This is a genomic window from Myxococcus sp. CA040A (assembly GCF_013336725.1).
Taxonomy (GTDB): Bacteria; Myxococcota; Myxococcia; order Myxococcales; family Myxococcaceae; genus Myxococcus; species Myxococcus llanfairpwllgwyngyllgogerychwyrndrobwllllantysiliogogogochensis.
Map to the genome: position 1 here is coordinate 1,363,374 of NZ_JABUMR010000002.1, position 17,921 is coordinate 1,381,294.

At 67.6% G+C, this 17,921-nt stretch carries 17 protein-coding genes; 8 read left to right on the forward strand and 9 right to left on the reverse strand.

The window, feature by feature from the left end; genetic code table 11:
• Positions 1-6: 6 nt before the first annotated feature.
• Positions 7-1,272 (reverse strand): MFS transporter, encoded by a 1,266-nt coding sequence (locus HUA75_RS12075; RefSeq protein ID WP_174486446.1) that lies wholly within the window; start codon positions 1,270-1,272, stop codon positions 7-9.
• 281 nt (positions 1,273-1,553) lie between these two features.
• Here HUA75_RS12075 and HUA75_RS12080 point away from each other — a divergent pair, with 281 nt between their 5' ends.
• A complete protein-coding gene (locus tag HUA75_RS12080; protein WP_174486447.1) occupies positions 1,554-3,401 on the forward strand; it encodes an SBBP repeat-containing protein in 1,848 nt (615 codons plus the stop codon).
• Positions 3,402-3,444: 43 nt separating this feature from the next.
• Here the strand turns inward: HUA75_RS12080 and HUA75_RS12085 are convergent, their stop codons facing one another.
• Together HUA75_RS12085 and HUA75_RS12090 are read right to left on the reverse strand one after the other, a co-directional pair.
• Positions 3,445-4,881 carry a FlgO family outer membrane protein gene (locus tag HUA75_RS12085; protein WP_174486448.1) on the reverse strand — a complete coding sequence of 479 codons (1,437 nt, stop codon included), beginning with the start codon at positions 4,879-4,881 and terminating at the stop codon, positions 3,445-3,447.
• Positions 4,878-5,444 carry a CsgG/HfaB family protein gene (locus HUA75_RS12090; protein ID WP_217446021.1) on the reverse strand — a complete coding sequence of 189 codons (567 nt, stop codon included), beginning with the start codon at positions 5,442-5,444 and terminating at the stop codon, positions 4,878-4,880. The genes HUA75_RS12085 and HUA75_RS12090 overlap by 4 nt, the downstream gene beginning before the upstream one ends.
• Positions 5,445-5,714: 270 nt before the next feature.
• Between HUA75_RS12090 and HUA75_RS47905 the strand changes: the two genes are divergently transcribed.
• The 3 genes from HUA75_RS47905 to HUA75_RS12105 all read left to right on the forward strand — a co-directional run bounded on the left by HUA75_RS47905 (position 5,715) and on the right by HUA75_RS12105 (position 8,225).
• A complete protein-coding gene (locus tag HUA75_RS47905; protein WP_217446022.1) occupies positions 5,715-6,824 on the forward strand; it encodes a histidine kinase in 1,110 nt (369 codons plus the stop codon).
• Positions 6,817-7,641, forward strand: coding sequence for a LytTR family DNA-binding domain-containing protein (locus tag HUA75_RS12100; protein ID WP_174486451.1), 825 nt, complete (start codon positions 6,817-6,819; stop codon positions 7,639-7,641). Before HUA75_RS47905 ends, HUA75_RS12100 begins: the two co-directional genes overlap by 8 nt.
• 365 nt (positions 7,642-8,006) lie before the next feature.
• A complete protein-coding gene (locus tag HUA75_RS12105) occupies positions 8,007-8,225 on the forward strand; it encodes a hypothetical protein (protein ID WP_217446023.1) in 219 nt (72 codons plus the stop codon).
• Positions 8,226-8,297: 72 nt separating this feature from the next.
• Here HUA75_RS12105 and HUA75_RS12110 read toward each other — a convergent pair whose 3' ends face one another.
• Both HUA75_RS12110 and HUA75_RS12115 read right to left on the reverse strand, forming a co-directional pair.
• Complete coding sequence (locus tag HUA75_RS12110) at positions 8,298-8,585, reverse strand: hypothetical protein (RefSeq protein WP_174486452.1); 288 nt, start codon at positions 8,583-8,585, stop codon at positions 8,298-8,300.
• A 101-nt stretch (positions 8,586-8,686) separates the two neighbouring features.
• Entirely contained in the window at positions 8,687-9,589 is a 903-nt protein-coding gene (locus tag HUA75_RS12115) for a LysR substrate-binding domain-containing protein (RefSeq protein WP_174486453.1), read from the reverse strand.
• Positions 9,590-9,713: 124 nt separating this feature from the next.
• On the opposite strand from HUA75_RS12115, the gene HUA75_RS12120 reads away from it, so the two are divergent.
• The 4 genes from HUA75_RS12120 (at position 9,714) to HUA75_RS12135 (ending at position 13,332) form a co-directional block, all read left to right on the forward strand.
• A complete protein-coding gene (locus HUA75_RS12120) occupies positions 9,714-10,322 on the forward strand; it encodes a LysE family translocator (protein ID WP_174486454.1) in 609 nt (202 codons plus the stop codon).
• Between the two features lie 233 nt (positions 10,323-10,555).
• Positions 10,556-11,026 carry a hypothetical protein gene (locus HUA75_RS12125; protein WP_174486455.1) on the forward strand — a complete coding sequence of 157 codons (471 nt, stop codon included), beginning with the start codon at positions 10,556-10,558 and terminating at the stop codon, positions 11,024-11,026.
• Complete coding sequence (locus tag HUA75_RS12130) at positions 11,014-11,697, forward strand: hypothetical protein (RefSeq protein WP_174486456.1); 684 nt, start codon at positions 11,014-11,016, stop codon at positions 11,695-11,697. The genes HUA75_RS12125 and HUA75_RS12130 overlap by 13 nt, the downstream gene beginning before the upstream one ends.
• Positions 11,698-11,925: 228 nt before the next feature.
• Positions 11,926-13,332 carry a cytochrome B6 gene (locus tag HUA75_RS12135; RefSeq protein ID WP_141647989.1) on the forward strand — a complete coding sequence of 469 codons (1,407 nt, stop codon included), beginning with the start codon at positions 11,926-11,928 and terminating at the stop codon, positions 13,330-13,332.
• A 54-nt stretch (positions 13,333-13,386) separates the two neighbouring features.
• On the opposite strand, the gene HUA75_RS12140 is transcribed toward HUA75_RS12135, so the two are convergent.
• From HUA75_RS12140 to HUA75_RS12155, 4 genes are all read right to left on the reverse strand, one after another.
• Positions 13,387-14,112: an MBL fold metallo-hydrolase gene (locus HUA75_RS12140; protein ID WP_246137724.1), complete on the reverse strand. Its 726-nt coding sequence runs from the start codon at positions 14,110-14,112 to the stop codon at positions 13,387-13,389.
• Positions 14,113-14,733: 621 nt separating this feature from the next.
• Entirely contained in the window at positions 14,734-15,840 is a 1,107-nt protein-coding gene (locus HUA75_RS12145) for an isopenicillin N synthase family oxygenase (protein WP_141647991.1), read from the reverse strand.
• 128 nt (positions 15,841-15,968) lie between these two features.
• On the reverse strand, positions 15,969-17,126 hold the full coding sequence (gene nrfD, locus HUA75_RS12150) for an NrfD/PsrC family molybdoenzyme membrane anchor subunit (RefSeq protein ID WP_174486457.1): 1,158 nt from the start codon (positions 17,124-17,126) through the stop codon (positions 15,969-15,971).
• The gene (locus HUA75_RS12155) at positions 17,123-17,920 is read right to left on the reverse strand and encodes a 4Fe-4S dicluster domain-containing protein (RefSeq protein ID WP_174486458.1); all 798 of its coding nucleotides are present in this window, start codon (positions 17,918-17,920) and stop codon (positions 17,123-17,125) included. Before HUA75_RS12155 ends, nrfD begins: the two co-directional genes overlap by 4 nt.
• Position 17,921 lies beyond the last annotated feature (1 nt).

The window sequence follows — 17,921 nt, forward strand, 5'->3', positions numbered from 1 at the left end:
GGCCCTTCAGGAGGGCTGGGAGCGCGCGGCGGCCTCGGTGGCCGCGTCCGGCCCGGCCTCCTCGAAGTCGAGGTCGCGGTGGAAGGTCTCTTCGATTCGCGTGAGCGCGATCAGCGCGAGTCCGAAGCAGATGCTGCCCACGGTGATGGCCGCCATGGGCACGGAGATGTAGCCCTTGAGGACGGCGAAGCCGCTGGCGGCAATCGCGGCGGAGCCTCGCACGAAGTTGGGCACCGTCGTCGCCACCGTGCCGCGGATGTTGGTGCCGAACTGCTCGGCCGCCATCGTCACCAGCACCGCCCAGTAGCCCACCATGATGCCGATGAGGAAGCTGAGGAGGTACACCGTCGTGCTGGTGAGCCCGGGCACCAGCCCGTAGACGAGCATCAGCAGGAAGCCACCCACCAGGTTCAGCGCCACCGCGCGCTTGCGGCTCTTGAGCCACTGGCTGAACAGGCCGGCGAGCAGGTCGCCAATCGTCAGGCCGATGGAGCCATAGAGGATGGCGTTGCCCGCCGTGACGGTGCCCTGCACGTTGAGGCCCGCCGTCAGCTCGGGCGCGAAGGTGAAGAGGATGCCGGTGGTGAAGTAGATGGGGACGCCAATCAGGATGCAGCAGATGTACTTGAGGAACCGGCCCCCCTGGAGCAGCAGGAAGGGGTTGGCGCGCGACGGGTCCGTCTTCTTGGTGAACAGCTCCGACTCGGAGACCTTGAAGCGGGCGAACAGCAGCGCAAGGCCCATGATGCCGCCGGTGAAGTAGGCCGTCTTCCAGTGCAGGTGCTGCCCCACCAGGGCCGCCGCGACGATGCCCAGCATGCCGAGCGTCGCGACGATGGTGGTGCCCAGGCCGCGCTTCTCCTTGGGGAGCGACTCGGCGACCAGGGTGATTGCCGCGCCCAGCTCGCCCGCGAGGCCCACGCCGCCCAGGAAGCGGAACACCGCGTAGCTCGTCACGTCCCAGGCGAACGCGTTGGCCAGGTTCGCGAACGAGTACAGCAGGATGGAGCCGAACATCACCGACAGCCGGCCGCGCTTGTCGGCGAGCACGCCCCACAAGAGGCCGCCCACCATCATCCCCACCATCTGGCAGTTGTAGATGAGGATGCCCTTCGACAGCACCTCCTCCGGACTGGTGATGCCGATGTCCCGGAGCGACGCGGCGCGCACCACGCCGAACAGCGTGATGTCGAAGAGGTCGACGAAGTAGCCGAGCCCGGCCACCAGCACCGTCAGGTTCAGGACCGAGCGCAGCTCACGCAGGAATTTCATGGGCGCGATTCAATGGGTTTGGTTCGTCGCGAGCAAGATCGATTCTTTCGACGCAGCGCGTGCAACTCGGGCTGGCTTGCAATGCTCCGGGAAATATGAACCGTGATTCAGGTCTCATCCCCGGGTGAGGCGGTTTCGTCCCGCGCCAGGGCGGTTTCGTCACATCCCGCGCCAGGGGTCGCCCCGGGGTCGGTATCTCCCTGGTCCACCGGGGGCCTGGAGTCACAGGGCCGCCGGATGGCCGCGCGCACCTTCGCGCTCGCGGAACGAGGGGAGACACCATGAGATTCTTGAACGCGGTACGAGGAATGTTCCTGGCGAGCGCGCTGGCGCTCGTGGGCTGCCAGGGTGGGGAGCCGGGCGAGGATGCCCCGACGGACGCGCCGGGGAGCCAGGAGCAGCAGCTCACCAACTGCACCAGCCTGGTGCCGGTGATGACGAGCAACTCGGCGCCCTCGGGCTTCGTCACGAGTTCGGGCGTGTACGGCTCGAATCCGGCCGCCTACGAGCCCTGGAAGGCGTTCGACAACGCCACCACCTTCTGGCTCTCCACGGCCAACCAGACGCCCGCATGGCTGGGGTACGAGTTCGGCAGTGGCGTGATGAAGACGGTGCGCCGCTACGCCATCTCCTACTCCAACGGCTCCATCACCACGCGGTCCCCGAAGAACTGGACGCTGGAGGGCTCCAACGGCAGCACCTGGGTGGTGGTGGACACGCGCACGAACGTGACGGGCTGGACCAACGAGCGGCGCGAGTACGACGTGGCCCACCCCGGTCAGTACAAGAAGTACCGGCTGAACGTGTCGGACGACAACGACAACCGCGCGGGCATCGTCGTCCTGTCCATTGGTCGGCTGGAGCTGTACCAGTGTGACGCGTTCCCCACGGTGGTGGACCTGTGGACGAAGACGTCCGGCGCCCCGGGTGGCTTCACCCGCATCCATGACCTGGCCGGCGACCCGGCGGGGCGTACGTACTCCACGGGCATGACGACGGTGGGCGTGGAGGGGCAGCCCATGGCCGGATTGATGGACGGCTTCCTCACGGCCCGCGACTGGAACGGCAACCTCCAGTTCCACAAGCAGCTCGGCGTGGCGGGCACTGTCACCCTGGGCTACGGCATCGCGCGCAACCGGTCGTTCGAGGAGATCTACGTCGCGGGCTTCACGGATGGCGCCCTGCCGGGCGCGACGAGCAGCGGGGGCCGGGACGCGTTCATCACCCGCTACCGCTACACCGGCGTGTTTGGCTGGACGCGGCAGATTGGCCTGGCGGGAGCGCAGACGGAGGGCTACGGCGTGTCGCTCGACTCGGCGGACAACGCCTTCCTGGTGGGCTCCACCAACGGCAACCTGGATGGCAACGTGCGCACCGGCAACTACGATGCGTTCGTCACCAAGTACAACGCGACGGGCGTGAAGCAGTGGACGCGCCTGTTGGGCGTGGCGGGGAAGTCGACCCATGCGCGGCGGGCCTCCGCCGACAACTCCGGCAACGTCTACGTCTCCGGCTGGACGGACGGCAACCTGGACGGCCAGACGCTGACCGGGCCTCAGGACGCCTTCATCACCAAGTACGACGCGGACGGCGTGAAGCAGTGGACGCGGCTGGCGGGGGCTCCCGCCACGGCCGTGTGGCTCTATGGCTCCACGCTGGATGCGAACGGCAACGTGTACCTGACGGGCTACAGCGGCGGTGGCATGGACGGCGTGCCCAACGTCACCCCGGCCATCGACGTCTTCATCGCGCGGTTCAACCCGGCGGGCGTCAAGCAGTGGGTGTGGGAGCTGGACTCGGGCTCTGGCTCGTGGGGCATGGGCATCTTCGCCCATGACGACGGCATCTACGTGACGGGCGGCGGGGTGGCGGACGTGACGCAGACGACCGACACCACGGGCGGCATGGTCCACAACTACGTGGCGAAGGTGACCTTCTCCGGCACGCTCCAGTGGATCAAGCAGCAGCCCACCGCGGTGCTCAACGGCGTGGAGAAGGACGTGCGCAGCATGGGTGTCGTGGTGGACCAGAACGACAACATGTACGTCGGCGGCTACCTGGACGGGAACTTCGAGGGCAACACGCTGCAGGGTGCCCCCGACTCGTTCCTGACGAAGATCGCCCCGTAGCCAGGGCACTGGAGGCGCGGCACGCCGGACAGGTGCCGCGCCTTCATTCCTCGTCGCTGGCGCGGATGTTGACCACGAGGACGCGCGCGACACTGGCCTGTTCCCCGTTGGGGTCGATGGCGCGGTAGGCGGCCAGCCGCTCACGTGCTTCGTTGTAGCGGCGCAGGCGGACGAGGGCGGCAATCTCCGCTTCGCGTGCGTTCCTGGCGTAGGTCTTCTCGATGGCGGAGGCTCCGCCTCCCCACGTTTCGTAGAAGGCCCGGCAGGCCACCAGGGTCTGGGCATTCACGTGATGGGTGGCGGGCTTGAAGCAGCGGTTGTAGTCGCGCTCCATCCGCACGGAGACGGTGGGCTGTCCCTTCCGCTCGAGCTCCTCGATGCGCCGGGCGAAGAGGAGTTCCTCGGTCGCCAGCCCCTCGATCATCGCCTTGTGGGATTGCTCGTTGGCGGCACGGGCCAGGGCGGAGGCTCGCATCATGGAGTCGACGCCGTCGGCCATCAGGCTCTGGGGATAGGTCCGCAGGAAGGTGTCACCGGCGTCCCGCGCGGCGTCCAATTGATCGAGCTTGCCGAGCGCGATGATGCGAAACCACAAGGCCGTCTCGGCTGGGAGGCGAAGTTGATACAGCGGAAGCCCCAGCGGCAGGACCCGCTCGGTGTCCTGGACCAGCGTGCGCCAGCGGCCCCGGATGTAGTTCGCGTCCAACAACCGCAACGCGGCCGAGGAGCGCTCCTCGGAGGCGCGTTGGGGGTCCAGCATCATGGCCCGCAACTCCGCGTCGGCGGCCTCGCGACCGGGGGTGGCGCGCAGGGCGTGCTCGGCAAGCCGCTTCTCCAGACGAGAGAGCTCTTCTCGGGCGTACTCGAAGCTCGGGCTGCCCGCCAACGTCGCTCGAAGAAGCCACGCGCGTTCGTCCTCGGTGGGGGCCTGGAGTGCCCGACCATAGGTCTCCAGGGCCAGCACCGCTTCTCTCCCCGAGGGACGCTTCGCGCGCGGCTTCACCGGCGAGCCGATCAGCCGGGCCGCCACCTGGTCCTGCAGCGAGAAGATGCGGTCCACGGGGCCCGTGACTTTCGCCGTGTCCAGCACGACGCCGGTCTCCACGTCGATGAAGCGCGCGTTGATGCGGACTTGTTGATCCGCGCGTTGGATGCTGCCCAGCACGACGGTGCGGGCTCCGACGAGGCGGCCCACGCGGACCGCTGTCGACTCCGTGGACTGCTTTCGGTCCTGGAGGTCCAGCTCGGCGAGGGCGGCGTCGAGCTGCTCGCGCTCCACCAATTGGATGCGTCCGCTGGCGCGCAGGTCGGAGATGAGCGTCTCCGTCATGCCGCGCGCGAGCCAGTCCAGCGAGGTGTCCGTGTTGAGGTTGCGGAACGGCATCACCGCCGCGGGCCCTGGCGGAGGCTTCGCGGGTGCCGCCGCGTGCGCCAGGTGGGAGCACACGAGGAGGAGCAGCAGCGCGTGTGGGGCCTTCATGGTCTCAGCCTCGCGGGCAGGCGGGGCAGCAGCGCGCGCACCTCGGCGGTGAGCGCGTCCTGGACCTCGAAGGGCTTGCTCGCGGGCCCCTCCACGCGCGCCGTGTCGAGCACCTCGCCGGTCTCCACGTGGACGAACCTCGCGGAGATGCGCAGCACGGCGCCCGCCTGCTGGAAGCCGCCGAGCACCACCACCTCCGCGCCGACGATGCGACCCAGGCGGGCCCGGGTTTCCGGGTCCACCCGCGCGCCCTGCGTGAAGTCCTGCTCCTCCATCGGGAGGTCCAACTGCCCGCGCTCGATGAGCCGCATCCCGGGTTGGTGGCCCACGTCGGTGACCACTGCTTCGGACAGGGCCAGTTCGAGGGGCGTGAGTGAGGTGTCTCCACTCAGGTTGCGGAACTTCAACACGCAGACCCGCACGGGACCCGTGGGGGTGGGAAGCGGGGGCTCGGGCGCAGGCGCGGTGTTCCCGGTCGGGGTGGCGGTGAGGGGGGGCGTGGTGCTGGGACGGAGCAGGAACGCGGCCACGCCGGGGACTGCGAGTCCCAGGGCGATGAGCAAGGCCGTGCCGATACCCGTGACACGGAGCCCTCGCGCGGCCTGGCTAGGAGGAGGGGCGGTGTCGGGTGTGTCGTCCAATTCGTACAGAGTGCCGGCGCGCACATGGGATGACGGTGGAGACGGTGGGCGTGTTTCATCGGGCTCGTGGCCCGGAGTGGTCCTGTTCACGGAGCGCGAGCAGCATAGCCGAAGCACGTGTTTCGCTTCGCGGGGGGCTCTCGAAACCAGGCGCTTCCGCTACGCTGCGTCACCGTGGCCGCGAGGGATGCCGTGAACCAGGGGGAGGCGCCGGACGCGCGAGCCCCGACGCGTGCCCTGTCCCCTCGGCGCGTGTGGATGTTCGGCATGGGCGCGGGATTGCTCGCCGCGCTGCCTCATGCGGTGGGCGCGTATGCACTCGAGCCTCGGGACTTTGGCTTCAAGCTGGCGCTGGCGATGGTGCCCTACAGCGTCTGGGCGCTCCTGGGGCCTCTCATCCTGGCCACTTTTCGCCGTGTAACGCGCGATGCGACTCCTGGGGTTCGCGAGGTGGGGCCGCTCATCGCCATCGGGAGTGGTTTCGTCCTGGTGCATGCGCTCCTGCTCGCACTGGTGCGCTCCGGGCTCGAACAGTGGGCCGCCCGGGGCGTGGCGTTCAGCGAGGGGCTGCGAGCGCTCCTCCTGGAGCGGGGAGCGCTGGGATATTTTGAGTACCTGCTGTTTCTCGCGGCCTGGGCGGCGCTGAATGCTGCCCGTCGGGCGCGGGAGCGGGAGCTGGCGGAGTCCCGGTTGATGGCGCGGCTGGCCGAGTCCCGCCTCCAGTCCCTGCGCGCGCAGTTGGATCCACACTTCCTCTTCAACACGCTGAACGCCGTCGTCGGGTTGGTTCGCCAGTCGCGCAACCCGGAGGCCGTGGAGGCGCTCGTGGAGCTGGGGGATTTGCTGCGGGCCAGTTTGGAAGGACGTGGGGACCACGAGGTGCCGCTGTCCGAGGAGCTGGAGCTGGTCCGCCGCTATCTGGGCATCGAGCGGCTTCGCTTCGGTGGACGACTGGAGTCGCACCTGGAGCCGGAGCCAGAGACGTTGATGGCTCGGGTTCCCGCGCTCGTCCTTCAGCCACTCGTCGAGAACGCCATCAAGCATGGGACTTCGCGGCGTGCGTCTCGAGGGCACGTGTGGGTGCGGACCTGGCGACGGGGGGACAGGCTGGTGCTCGAGGTGCGGGATGATGGGCCGGGCCTTCGCGCGGGTGGGGCAGGGGGCACGGGGATTGGCGTGGCGAACACCCGGGCGCGCATCCAGCAGCTTTATGGCGAGCGGTATGGCCTGACGCTGGAGGATGCGCCGGGTGGGGGTGTGATTGCCCGCGTGGAGCTGCCGTTCGTGGTTTTGAATGCGTGAGGGGGCAATCGTGGAAGGTGGCTGGCGAGTGCTGGTGGTGGATGACGAGCCGCTGGCGCGGGACAATGTGAGGCACCTGCTCGCGCGGGCGCCCGACGTCACGTCCATCCGGGAGTGCGAGGGAGGCCAGGAGGCGGTGGAGGCGATTCTCCGCGACCGCCCGGACCTGGTCTTCCTGGACGTGCAGATGCCGGAGGTGGACGGCTTCGAGGTGCTGCAGGAGGTGGGGCCGGAGCGGATGCCGCCCGTCATCTTCGTGACGGCGTTCGACCGCTACGCGGTGCGGGCGTTCGAGGCGAATGCGCTCGACTATCTGCTCAAGCCCTTCAGTGACGGGCGTTTCCAGGAGGCGCTGGAGCGGGCTCGCAGGCAGCGGGCCACGGGGCGAGACAGGGCGCTGCTGGAGCGACTGTCCTCGCTGCTGGAGACGTACCGGGCACCGACCCCTGCCGGCGTGGAGGCGGGGCCGTCCGATGCGCCCTTCCTGGAGCGCATCGCGGTGAAGACGGACGGCAAGGTGCTGCTCCTGCCCGTCGCGGAGCTGGACTGGTGCGAGGCGGAGGGCAACTACGTGGTGCTGCACTCGGGAGGACGCAGTCCCATGCTGCGCGAGACGCTCAACCGCGTGGAGCAACTGCTGGACCCCAAGTGCTTCGTCCGCGTGCACCGCTCCACGCTGGTCAATGTGAACCGCATCCGCGAGCTGGAGCCCGACGTGGACAAGGGCTGGGTCGTGGTGCTGAGGGATGGCACGCGACTGCGACTGAGCCCGGGGCGGAAGCCGGCGGTGGAGGCCCTGCTGCGTCAGTCGTTCTGACCCGCACGGGCACCGTGGCCTCGTATGTCGTGGATATCCACGATGGAACGCCGGACATTCAAGTGGCTAGCGTTACATGGATGCAAATACAATCGAGCTGGCTGTCGCGTGGTGGGGTGATCCTGTCCTTCGTCGCCCTGGCTGCCTGTGGTGCGGGCACTCCGGTCCAGGAGGACGCTGTCCTGGAGAGTTCGGAAGGGGAGTTGAGCTGTAACATTTCGCTGCTGTGCGCCAATGGGACGTCCATCTCTTGCACCTCCACACAAGACGTCTGTTCCTCGGGGGCGGATAGCGGTGGTTGGGTCCAGTGTGATGACCGACGGACCTACTGCCCGCAAGCGTGTACCTGCGGCGCGGTTCGGCACGTGAGCTCCAAGAGCGCGCGTGGGGAGCGCTGCCAGATTGCCTTCATGAACGCGCGGGATGCGCTCGAGGTCCGGATGAATACGACCTGCCCGTCGGGCGCCTGCAATGTCTTGGAGGAGGAACTGGACTGCAGGCGCTTTGGCTCGAACCCCGCCGACGGATACGAAGCGGCGATGCGTGTCACGTACTCCTGCAAGGAGCCCGCGAACTGCCAGTAGCGGGGTCGGTCCGGCTCGGGCGAGCGCGTGGCTTGCCCGAGCCCTGTGACGCGAGACGTTTCGCTGGACTTGTCAGTCCGTGGACTGAGCGCCTGAGTCGGACGTGTCCGCGCACATGTCGGACGAATGCTCCGAGCTTGAGGCGCAGCCGTCGCTGGTGTTGCCATCGACCAGATCCGCCAGCCAGCCGCGAAAGCCCGTGAGGTCGATCAGGCTGCTTCCATAGATGTCGATGGCCGCTGCCGCGGCCGCCTCTCGACGTGCCTTCGCGAAGCGGTAACCGAGAACGACAGCCCAGCCGGCTCCCAGGAGCGACAACACGACAGCCAGCACTACGGCGGCTTGGAGCATCAGTGTCATGTCCACCTCCTGGGGCTTGAGTCTATCCATTCTCCCCGTTGCAAGGCAAAAGCACCCACGAGGGGCAGATTCGATGGTGAGCCCCTCATGGCCTCTTGAGGTCAGCCAACGGGTGAGAGGGATGCCTGATCCTTGAGCCAGTCCGCCACGGTCCTGGTCGCGGGCTTGACCTGTGAGTACTTGGGGAGCACGACCCAGTACGCGGTGCCGAGCTCCACGCTCAGGTCACCCAGCGGGCGGAGGAGTGCTCCGGAGGCCACGTCATCGGCCGCGAGTTGATGGCGCGCCAGGGCGACGCCTTGTCCCAACAGGGCCGCTCGCAGCACCAGATCCGATGAAGCGAATCGAGGGCCACCGTGAACGTCGAGCGAGGCGGGGCCATGGGCCGCCTTCCAGCGCTCCCACGGGGTCTCCGGGTCCCGGTCATGGAGGAGGCGCAGGCGCGTGAGGCCGCCAGGCTTGTCCGGGCGGCCAGACTTCTTCCAGAGCGCCGGGTTCATGACCGGGTAGAGCGAGTCTTCCATCAAGGGCTCGCAGTCGACATCCCGCCAGGGGCCACGGCCCATCCGAATCGCGAGGTCGGCCTCACCAGTGCCCAGGTCGATGATCCGCGAGTCCACGACCACGGACACTTCGATGTGGGGATGCGCTTCCTCGAGGGCGGGCAAGCGCGGCAGGAGCCACCGTGCCGCGAAGGAAGGTGTGGTGGAGATCGTCACCGAGCCCTCGGAGCGCGTCTCACGAATCGAGGCGACGGCCCGCGCGATTTCACGGAGCCCGGAGAGGGTGGCCCGCCCCAGTGCCTCGCCCTGTGGCGTGAAGGTGAGGCCTCGCCGTCCGGCCGGTGGATGGATGATGGGCACGCCGAGCCAGGCATCGAGCTCCGCCAGATGCCGGCTGACGGCGGAGTGCGCGATGCCCAGCTCGCGCGCCGCCGCCCGCACCCCACCGCTGGCGTAGACGACCGCGAAGGCGCGGAGCGCGTTGAGTGGAAGCTCCTTCATGGTCTGGAATCTAGACCATTCATCGCCACCTTCAGAACACCCTGGGCCGTTACTTTCAGCGCATGAACGGATACGCCGGCGCGACCTGGAATGGTCCCTGTTACAGGCCAGATGGAGGAACGACATGGACGCGCTGATGGGCGTGGCCGGTCTGGTCGCCGTGTCGGCCATCACCCCGGGGCCCAACAACATGGTGGTGATGAGGGCAGGCGGGCGTGGCGGCGTGGTGGGGGCGCTGCCAGCCATCGCGGGCGTCGTGCTCGGCACGGCGGTGTTGCTGACGCTGTTGATGACCAGTGTCGGCGTGGCCTTCGCGGCGGACCCTCGGGTGGGAACAGCCATCACTCGCTGCGGTGGCCTGTACCTTGTCTGGCTCGGCGCCCGACTCATCGCGAGGAGCCTGGGTAGAGGCGCCAGCGGCGGCGACACTCCTACGCGCGCTTCGTCCGACGGCTTCATCGGTACGTTCGTGCTCCAGTTCCTGAATCCGAAGTCCTGGGTGACGGTGCTGACGGCGGCCTCGGCGGTGCGAAGCGGAGCCTCGGCGGCCGTCGCCTTCATTCAGCTCGTCGTGCTCTTCACGGTCATCCCCGTGGTGTGTCTGCTTCTCTGGTCCACCCTGGGCTCGTTGATGTCGACCGTGCTGGCCCGGGAGTCCTTCCGTCGCGCGTTCGATGCCGTGATGGGTGGGCTCCTGATTGCGTCCGCTGTCCTGCTCGTATCGGGCGCGTAAGGTCATGACGATTGTGGCGAATCAGACGATTGTCTTCGGCCTCGACTTGATGCGCCGCAACTCCATGGTGAATGCATGGCCGTGGCAGCGGAAACAGCATAAGCGGCTGATATGGCGGTCAGCTCTTCCGCGTTCATTCCAACTGAGAGGCGTCACTCTCACCTCAAGGAGCGTGAATGAGTCCGTCGAGAGGCACTGGCATTTTCCGTGGTGTGTGTTTGCTGGTGGCTGCCATGCTGATGCAAGCATGTGGTGGCTCGGCCGTGGAGGAGTCCGGCCCCAGCTCCGCGCCGTCAGTGCAGGCCGCGGGAGTGATGAAGTCTGGGTTGGATTCGGAGGACATCTACACGAGGCTCCTGTCCGTCCCCGGCCTCACGGTGGTGAGCGAGCAGGTCTCTCCCTTTCCGGGCACGCGCTTCTTCCAGTTCTACTTCGAGCAACTGGCGGACCATCGCAACCCCAACGGGGAGCGGTTCCAACTGCGCGGCACACTGCTGCACCGCTCCGTGGCCGCGCCCGTGGTGCTGTACTCCGGTGGCTACGGATTGAACTCACGACCGTTTCAGTACGAGCCCACCGCGCTGCTCGGTGCCAACCAGCTTTCGCTGGAGCACCGCTTCTTCGGTCCCTCGCGACCGGCTTCCAATGACTGGACGCTGCTCAGGCGCGCCGCGAAGAGTTGCTCCCCTTCGTGGAGGAGTTGACCACCTCGACGGGCGCGACCTTCGAGTTGATTGGATTGGATCGGACCCTCGAATTCGCCGTCGTCGAGATGCCCTTCTACTTCTGGCAGTACGCCAACGCGTCGGTGTGCGAGTTCATCCCCGCGCCGGGTGCTCCGGCGGAAGCAGTCTTCGCCTTCCTCGATGCGGTCGTCGACGTGAGTGGTTCCTATGGGGACGCTGATCTCGATTACTACGCGGCCTACTACTACCAGTCCGCCACGGAGCTTGGCTGGACCGGCTACCCCACGAGGCACCTGCGCCGCCTGCTGCGCTACCCTCGCGAGGACGTGCCCACCGCGTACCTGTCCTTTCCCGTGGAGGAGCGGTTCGACCATGGCTTGATGCGCCGCGTGGAGCACTGGGTGCGCCGCGAGGGTGAACGGATGCTGTTCCTCTACGGAGACAATGACCCATGGTCCGCTGGCGCCTTCGAGGTGCGGGAGCGCAACGATTCCCTCCGCTTCGATGTCCCGGACTCCAACCACGCCAATGCACGCATCACCCGACTGCCCGAGGCGGAGCGCACACAGGCCTTGTCGCGCCTCTACACCTGGATGGGCGTCACGCCGCCGGCCGTCGGCGCTCAGGGCCTGGCCACCGAGGCCGCGGGAGACGTCGCGCCCCTGGTCGAGGAGCGCTCCCGGCTGTAGTGCCGGGGACGTGAAGACTGACGTCACGGGGCCAGGGCCCCATTCCTCGCGCCTGGATTCCCGGCCTTGGAGTGGGGCCCAATGGAACACAACAGGACAGAACAGTGCGCCTGGAATGAACTGGTCAACGGTTCGTCGCGCGATGTGGGGGGATGCGGCGTAAATCGAATAGCTCTTGCACGGACGGTGGGGCGTCAATCCGCTGGATGTCAGACGGAGGGAGCGCACATGAAGCCGTTCTGGATTCGTCCGCATCTCACAGTCGCTGGAATGGGGTTGCTCCTGATGTCCATGGGAGCGGCCGACGCGCAGGAGACATCGGGGCGAGGCCTCACCAGCTATATGCCCGTGGACCAGACGGAGCCTTTCGCCGACGTCATGTCGCGGATGAAGGCGGAGAAGCCCAAGGTCACCGCGCGCCACCAGCAGTTGCTCACTCAGCGCTATGACCTGGGAAACCGCCCTGCCCAGGGCGTCACCATGTCTCGTGGGAAGGCCGTCCAGGAAGGCGTCCGGGTGAAGCTCCCGCAGGGCGTCACCTGGGCCTCCCTCGCCGCCATGAGTCCGGAGGCGGTCCGCGAGAAGGGCGTCTTCCCCGGGGGCCTCATGCCGCTGCCCCATCCGAATCATCCGGAAGGCGGCATGCTCTTCCCCAAGTTCCACATCGATGAAATCAAGCGGCAGGAGGGCAGGGACCTCACGCGGTTCGACCTCGACTTCGACCTGCCGGACCACCTGCTGCCGGAGTTCCCTCCGCCCATCTTCCTCACCACGCGCCCGGACCTGGGGGATGTCTCGCAAGGCAAGCTGGTGACGATCATGAATGTCCAGGAGCTGTTCAACGGCCTCCTGAATCCGAAGCAACTGGAGGGACTCCGGCTGCTCGTCACGCCGTTCCCCCAGCAGCAGTTCAATCAGACCGCTGACCGTCGCTCAGAGCTGCCCAGCAGGGGCGTGACGTGCTTCGACTGTCACGTCAATGGCCACTCCAATGGCGCCACGCACCTGGTGGGAGACATCCGCCCCCAGGAGTTCAGACACCGCATCGAGACGCCGACCCTCCGTGGGGTGAACATCCAGCGGCTGTTCGGCTCGCAGCGAGCCCTCAAGACGGTGGAGGACTTCACCGAGTTCGAGCAGCGCGCCGCCTACTTCGACGGAGATCCGGTCATCGCCACGAAGAAGGGCGTCAACATCCTGGAGCGAGGCAGCCAGGTGCACTTCATGGCGGAGGTTCAAGCACTCCTCGACTTCCCTCCCGCGCCCAAGCTGCGCTTCGACGGGAAGCTGGACCCGAAGAAGGCCAGCGAGTCGGAGGTGCGCGGCCAGACGCTCTTCTTCGGCAAGGCACAGTGCTCCGTGTGTCACACGCCGCCGTATTACACGGACAACCTGATGCACAACCTGCGGGCGGAGCGCTTCTACAAGCCACGCCTGGTGAACGGCGCGATGATGGGCGCGGACGGCCCCATCAAGACGTTCCCGCTGCGCGGCATCAAGGAGTCTCCGCCCTATCTCCATGATGGGCGGCTCTTGACGCTGGAGGATACGGTGGAGTTCTTCAACCTCGTGCTGGAGACCCGGCTCAACGAGCAGGAGAAGAAGGACCTGGTCGCATTCATGCGCGTGCTCTGACGCTCGCGTGCGGGGCAATCGGCGCTTAGCGCCGTGGCGAAAGGGTGGGCCGGGTCAATGCCTCGGCCCACGCATGCGGGCGACGGCCGCGTCGAGCCGCTCGTCATAGGCCGCCGCGAGGTCGTTCAGGGCCTGCGCGCAGTCCCCGACATATGAGGGACCATGCATGAGGCCGAGCGTTCGCGGACGCAGCGCCGCGAGCGCACGGAGCGTGGGCCCGGTCGCGGGAGTCAGACAGGTTGCGAGGGCGCGGTCCTCGGTCGCGAGCGCGGGCCCGACGAGGTCCTGTTCCGTCAGGGCTGGCGCGTCGCCCAGCGCGGTGAACAAGTCCCCACACAACAGCGTCCCGGTCGACTCCTCGAGGAGCAGTCCGGCATCCCAGCCGTGCGGCACGTGGGGTGTCTCGATTCGCCGCAGCCGCTTGCCGCCCAGGTCGAGGACCTCGCCGTCCTGGAGCGGGCGTGGCGCTCTATCCGCGAGGTCGTTCACCGATACGAGGCAGCCCAGTGCCCCATGCGCGACCTGGGCATGCGGCGCGGTGGCCAGCCAGGAGTTCATCGCCCCGCACTCGTCTGCCTCGACATGCCCGAAGGTGAGCCAGCGCAGCCGCTCGGGCGGGAGCACCCGCCGTACCGCGGCCGATACCGAGGGGAACAGCGCCCGCGGCCCCAAATGGAACAGCAATGGCTCCTCGGCCTCGATGAGGAACTGGTTGAAGAGAATGTTGGAGCTGCTGACGTAGGTGGACAGCCGATAGATATTCGGCGCGATTTCAGTCACCTGGGTCTCCACCCGGTACCTCCCTGTCCAATCACCCCACCGTGGGGATGGCCGCAGCGAAGCACATGCCGTGGGCCGGCAGGCTCACACGCGGGTCCATGAGTCCTGTCCCGCCCGAACACTGTCGTGCCGAAGGCTCCCTTCATTTTTCAGAGGCGCTCGCGATGGCGGATTCAGGCCCAGGCGGCTCAGTGAACGGCAATGCCTACATGTCCCCATGTTCAGTGAGTCCAATGGCCTGTTCTGGCCAGGCGAACTGTCGCATCCGCCGGTGATATCGGGGGCGACGCCCACCTGAACAGATGTCTGGCCCCAACTCGTCACCGGTTCTCGCTCGAAATGGAGGGCCATGCCTACATGAACGCGTCTTCAGGCATTTCCGACCCCATCAGCATAGGGTTCTGGCCTAGGTTTGCGCGCAATGCCTACCTGAACGCAACATCAGGCATTTTTGTACCCATGCTCGCAGGGCAACGAACGCAGGCTGGCCGACCTGTCGAGGGCGTCGAGCCGTCAGGACAAGCGCTCTCGACGGGAGCGCGATTACACCGCGCCCCTGAAGCAATCGCTATCAAGTCAGGGATTGATTTGTCTGTGATTGCTCAATGACAGACGCGAAGTCTACTCACCCGAACGCTGGCGGTTGAGCCGGTCGTAGTGCCGGTAACCCAGCTTGTCGAGTGCGTGCGGCGGCGCGAGGCCGATGTCGACCAGCGTCTTGATGTCGTACGTGCCCGTGAGGACAGGGGGCGCGTAGCTCCGGATCGCCGTGGGCGTGCGGAACTTCTCCAGCGGGAAGAGGACCTTGCTGGTGTGCACGTGGATGAAGTGCGCGGCGGACTGGCGCTGCCAGCCGGAGACGCCCGGCGCGGTGATGACGTGAGGCGTCGCGAGGAACGTGCCTCCCGTGAGGATCTCCAACTGCTGGCCCACCTGCGCCACGATGCAGCCCGCGGGCGCGGTGCCACGCACCTTGTGGCCCTGCGGCTCCTCGGGAGTCGCGCGCGTGCGCAGATACAGGCCGCTCTTGTCGTCGGGGCTCGGCGCCGCCTTCCCGTCGGGGCCGAGAAACCGCCCACCGGGCAGCAGCGTGAGGAGGTTGAAGTCCGTGTGCTCCTCGCCCCAGACGATGTCCGTGTTCACCTGCTCCGGCTTGAGCGACAGGTACTGGAGCGCGCGGGTGATGTGCGGGGCCTTCTCGCAGAGGGACGTGAAGGTGTCCGTGGGGAGTCCCAGGGCCATGGCCGAGCCGCGCAGCAACTGGAGGCCCGCCTCGTGGAGCGAGCGGCCCAGGGTCATGATTCCTTCCTGGAAGTACGCGGGCGCATCCGAGGGCCACACGTTCTCCGGATACAGCTCCGGGAACTCCATCGCCGCCACCTCGTCGTTGGGGTAGGGCGCGACGAAGTAGCACTCCTTGAAGTCTGGCTGGCCGTTGCCGGCGACGGCGACCTCGGTGTTCGGCGGCGTCCAGCCGCGCTGGTACCAGAGGTCGGCTCTGCCGTAGGGCTTCTTCTCCTCGGCGGGGCGCGCGATGAAGGCGGCGAAGGCGTCGTAGTAGCGATGGAGCGCCTGCGTGTCGACGCCGTGATTCTTGATGTAGACGAGACCGAAGACACCAAATGCCTCGCGCAGCGCCATCGCGGCGCGCTCGATGCGGGGCGCATCTCCCGAGGCGAGGTCTGCGAGGTCGACAGTCGGGATGTTCAGAGAAGAGGTCTCGGCCATGGTTCCCCCAGGTGTATCGCTCCTCGCGGCCAAAGGGGAGGGCCTCGTGGGCTTCTCTCCCTGGGTGCAAATTCTGCGTCCCTCCCCAGGGGCAGGTCACTCCCGGAGTCGGGCACCCGCCGCGCCGCTCAGCGCACCACGGGCAGGGGGAAGCTGAACGGCTTGCCGTCCGAGGCCATGGCATGGCCAGACACCTCGGCGGCGCCGTGGCCCCGGCGCTGGGGCCTGAAGGTGGCCTGCGGGTCCCGGGCGGAGGCCTTGCCCCCGTGGAAGATGGCGAAGCGGGCCGTCACCGCGCCCGCGGTGGTCAGCAGGTCCGCCGCCACCTGCTTCCAGCGCCGCCGCCCCGGGAGCGCGTCCACCACCAGCCCCGCCACGGAGCAGGCGCGAGAGGCCTTCCACAGCGTCCCCGACAGGCCCTCGTCCAGGGGCCGGGCGACCTCCGGCGCGCGTCGGGCGTCGCGCTCCACCGCGTACCCCATGGCTAGCTCCGCCACCTTGCCCGCGAGCCGGTACGGACGTAGCACCCCCGCCTCTCTCGGCGAGTGGGGGAGGAGGGACAGCAGGCTGCCCGCGCTCGCCGTTGCCGAGGCCATGAAGAACAGGGGCAGGGTGCGCCGCGTCGCCTGCCACAGCGGTATCGCCGTGTTGTTCAGCAGCACGGCCGTGTAGCCCGCGAGCGGCATGCCCAGCAGCGCGGCCGAGTAACCGGACACCTTTCCCACCGCCCCGAGCACCCCACGAGAGCGTCCCAACACCAGCCCCACGGTGTTCAGTCCCCCCGACAGCGCGAGCACCCAGGAGCCCACGCTCATGGGCGAGGTCGGCCGGAACACGCGCAGCATGTGGAGGAAGCGCTCGGGCCGCCCGAGGTCCGCGATCAACAGCCCCGCGCTCAGGATGTCACCAACGGTGCCCAATTGACGGCACCGCCTCGCGAGCGGATCCAAGGCCTTCTCGCCGAGCACATCGATGGCCAGCCCCATGAGGCTCGCCGCGCCAGCGACGCCGCCCACGAACAGATAGGCGGGGACGGTGGCAATCCAGACCGGCTGCTTGAGGACCGGGAGCCCGTGGTAGCTGGGCGCATCGGGCGAATCCACGCCGGAGCGGGAGGGAATCGACGACAGCAGCGTGCGCGCGGGGTTCGCGCCGTCCAGGTCCGTCACACGCTGCTGCGCACCCTCTCCAAGCAGGGTCCCCAGCGAAGGGTTCACGTTGCGCCCGTCGCTCCGTCGCTGGAGCGTGTCGAGGAACGACGGCCCCTCTTTCCCTGACGAACTCATGGTGTGCCCCGGCGACCGAACAGCACCGCGCCCACGGCCACCGCGGCCATGCCGAGCGCGCCCACGGCCACGGCGCCCCAGGCCTCCCGGGCCTTCATCGTCGGGACCACGGGGTCTGGCGGCAGGTTGTAGACCTCCGGCTTGTCCACGAGCAGGAAGAAGGCGTTGAGCCCGCCCGTCCCCGGTTGGTTCGCCGCGTCCTTGCCGTAGAGATACGCGCTGATGATTCCCTGCTCGTGCAGTTGGCGGACCCGGTTCTCCGCGCGCTCATGCAGCACGTCCAGGTCGCCATAGGCGATGGACTCGGTGGGACACGCCTTGGCGCAGGCGGGCGTCATGCCCTCACCCAGTCGGTCGTAGCAAAGCGTGCACTTCCAGGCGCGCCCGTCATCCGGACGCCGGTCGATGACTCCGAAGGGACACGCCGTCACGCAGTAGCCGCAGCCGTTGCAGATATCCGGCTGCACGTAGACGGTGTCGAACCCGGTGCGGACGATGGCGCCCGTGGGACAGGCCTCCAGACAGCCGGCTCGCTGGCAGTGCTTGCAGACGTCGGAGACCATCAGCCACGAGAAGTCCCCGACGCCGGTGTCGTGGCCCGGAAGGGGCACCGGTCGCTCCACGAAGCCCACGTGTCGCCAGGTCGAGCAGCCCAGGTCTCCGGTCTGGTCATAGGACATCCCCGTGAAGTGGAAACCGTCGTCGGGGAGCTGGTTCCATTGCTTGCAGGCCACCTCGCACGCCTTGCAGCCGATACACACCGTCGAGTCGGTGAAGAATCCCTTGCGGCTCATG

What these genes read in the sequence shown, in the direction of transcription:
- HUA75_RS12075 (WP_174486446.1), bottom strand. Translation starts at nt 1,272, where the DNA reads ATGAAATTCCTGCGTGAGCTGCGCTCGGTCCTGAACCTGACGGTGCTG.
- HUA75_RS12080 (WP_174486447.1), top strand. Translation starts at nt 1,554, where the DNA reads ATGAGATTCTTGAACGCGGTACGAGGAATGTTCCTGGCGAGCGCGCTG.
- HUA75_RS12085 (WP_174486448.1), bottom strand. Translation starts at nt 4,881, where the DNA reads ATGAAGGCCCCACACGCGCTGCTGCTCCTCCTCGTGTGCTCCCACCTG.
- HUA75_RS12100 (WP_174486451.1), top strand. Translation starts at nt 6,817, where the DNA reads ATGCGTGAGGGGGCAATCGTGGAAGGTGGCTGGCGAGTGCTGGTGGTG.
- HUA75_RS12110 (WP_174486452.1), bottom strand. Translation starts at nt 8,585, where the DNA reads ATGACACTGATGCTCCAAGCCGCCGTAGTGCTGGCTGTCGTGTTGTCG.
- HUA75_RS12115 (WP_174486453.1), bottom strand. Translation starts at nt 9,589, where the DNA reads ATGAAGGAGCTTCCACTCAACGCGCTCCGCGCCTTCGCGGTCGTCTAC.
- HUA75_RS12120 (WP_174486454.1), top strand. Translation starts at nt 9,714, where the DNA reads ATGGACGCGCTGATGGGCGTGGCCGGTCTGGTCGCCGTGTCGGCCATC.
- HUA75_RS12125 (WP_174486455.1), top strand. Translation starts at nt 10,556, where the DNA reads ATGCTGATGCAAGCATGTGGTGGCTCGGCCGTGGAGGAGTCCGGCCCC.
- HUA75_RS12135 (WP_141647989.1), top strand. Translation starts at nt 11,926, where the DNA reads ATGAAGCCGTTCTGGATTCGTCCGCATCTCACAGTCGCTGGAATGGGG.
- HUA75_RS12145 (WP_141647991.1), bottom strand. Translation starts at nt 15,840, where the DNA reads ATGGCCGAGACCTCTTCTCTGAACATCCCGACTGTCGACCTCGCAGAC.
- nrfD (WP_174486457.1), bottom strand. Translation starts at nt 17,126, where the DNA reads ATGAGTTCGTCAGGGAAAGAGGGGCCGTCGTTCCTCGACACGCTCCAG.
- HUA75_RS12155 (WP_174486458.1), bottom strand. Translation starts at nt 17,920, where the DNA reads ATGAGCCGCAAGGGATTCTTCACCGACTCGACGGTGTGTATCGGCTGC.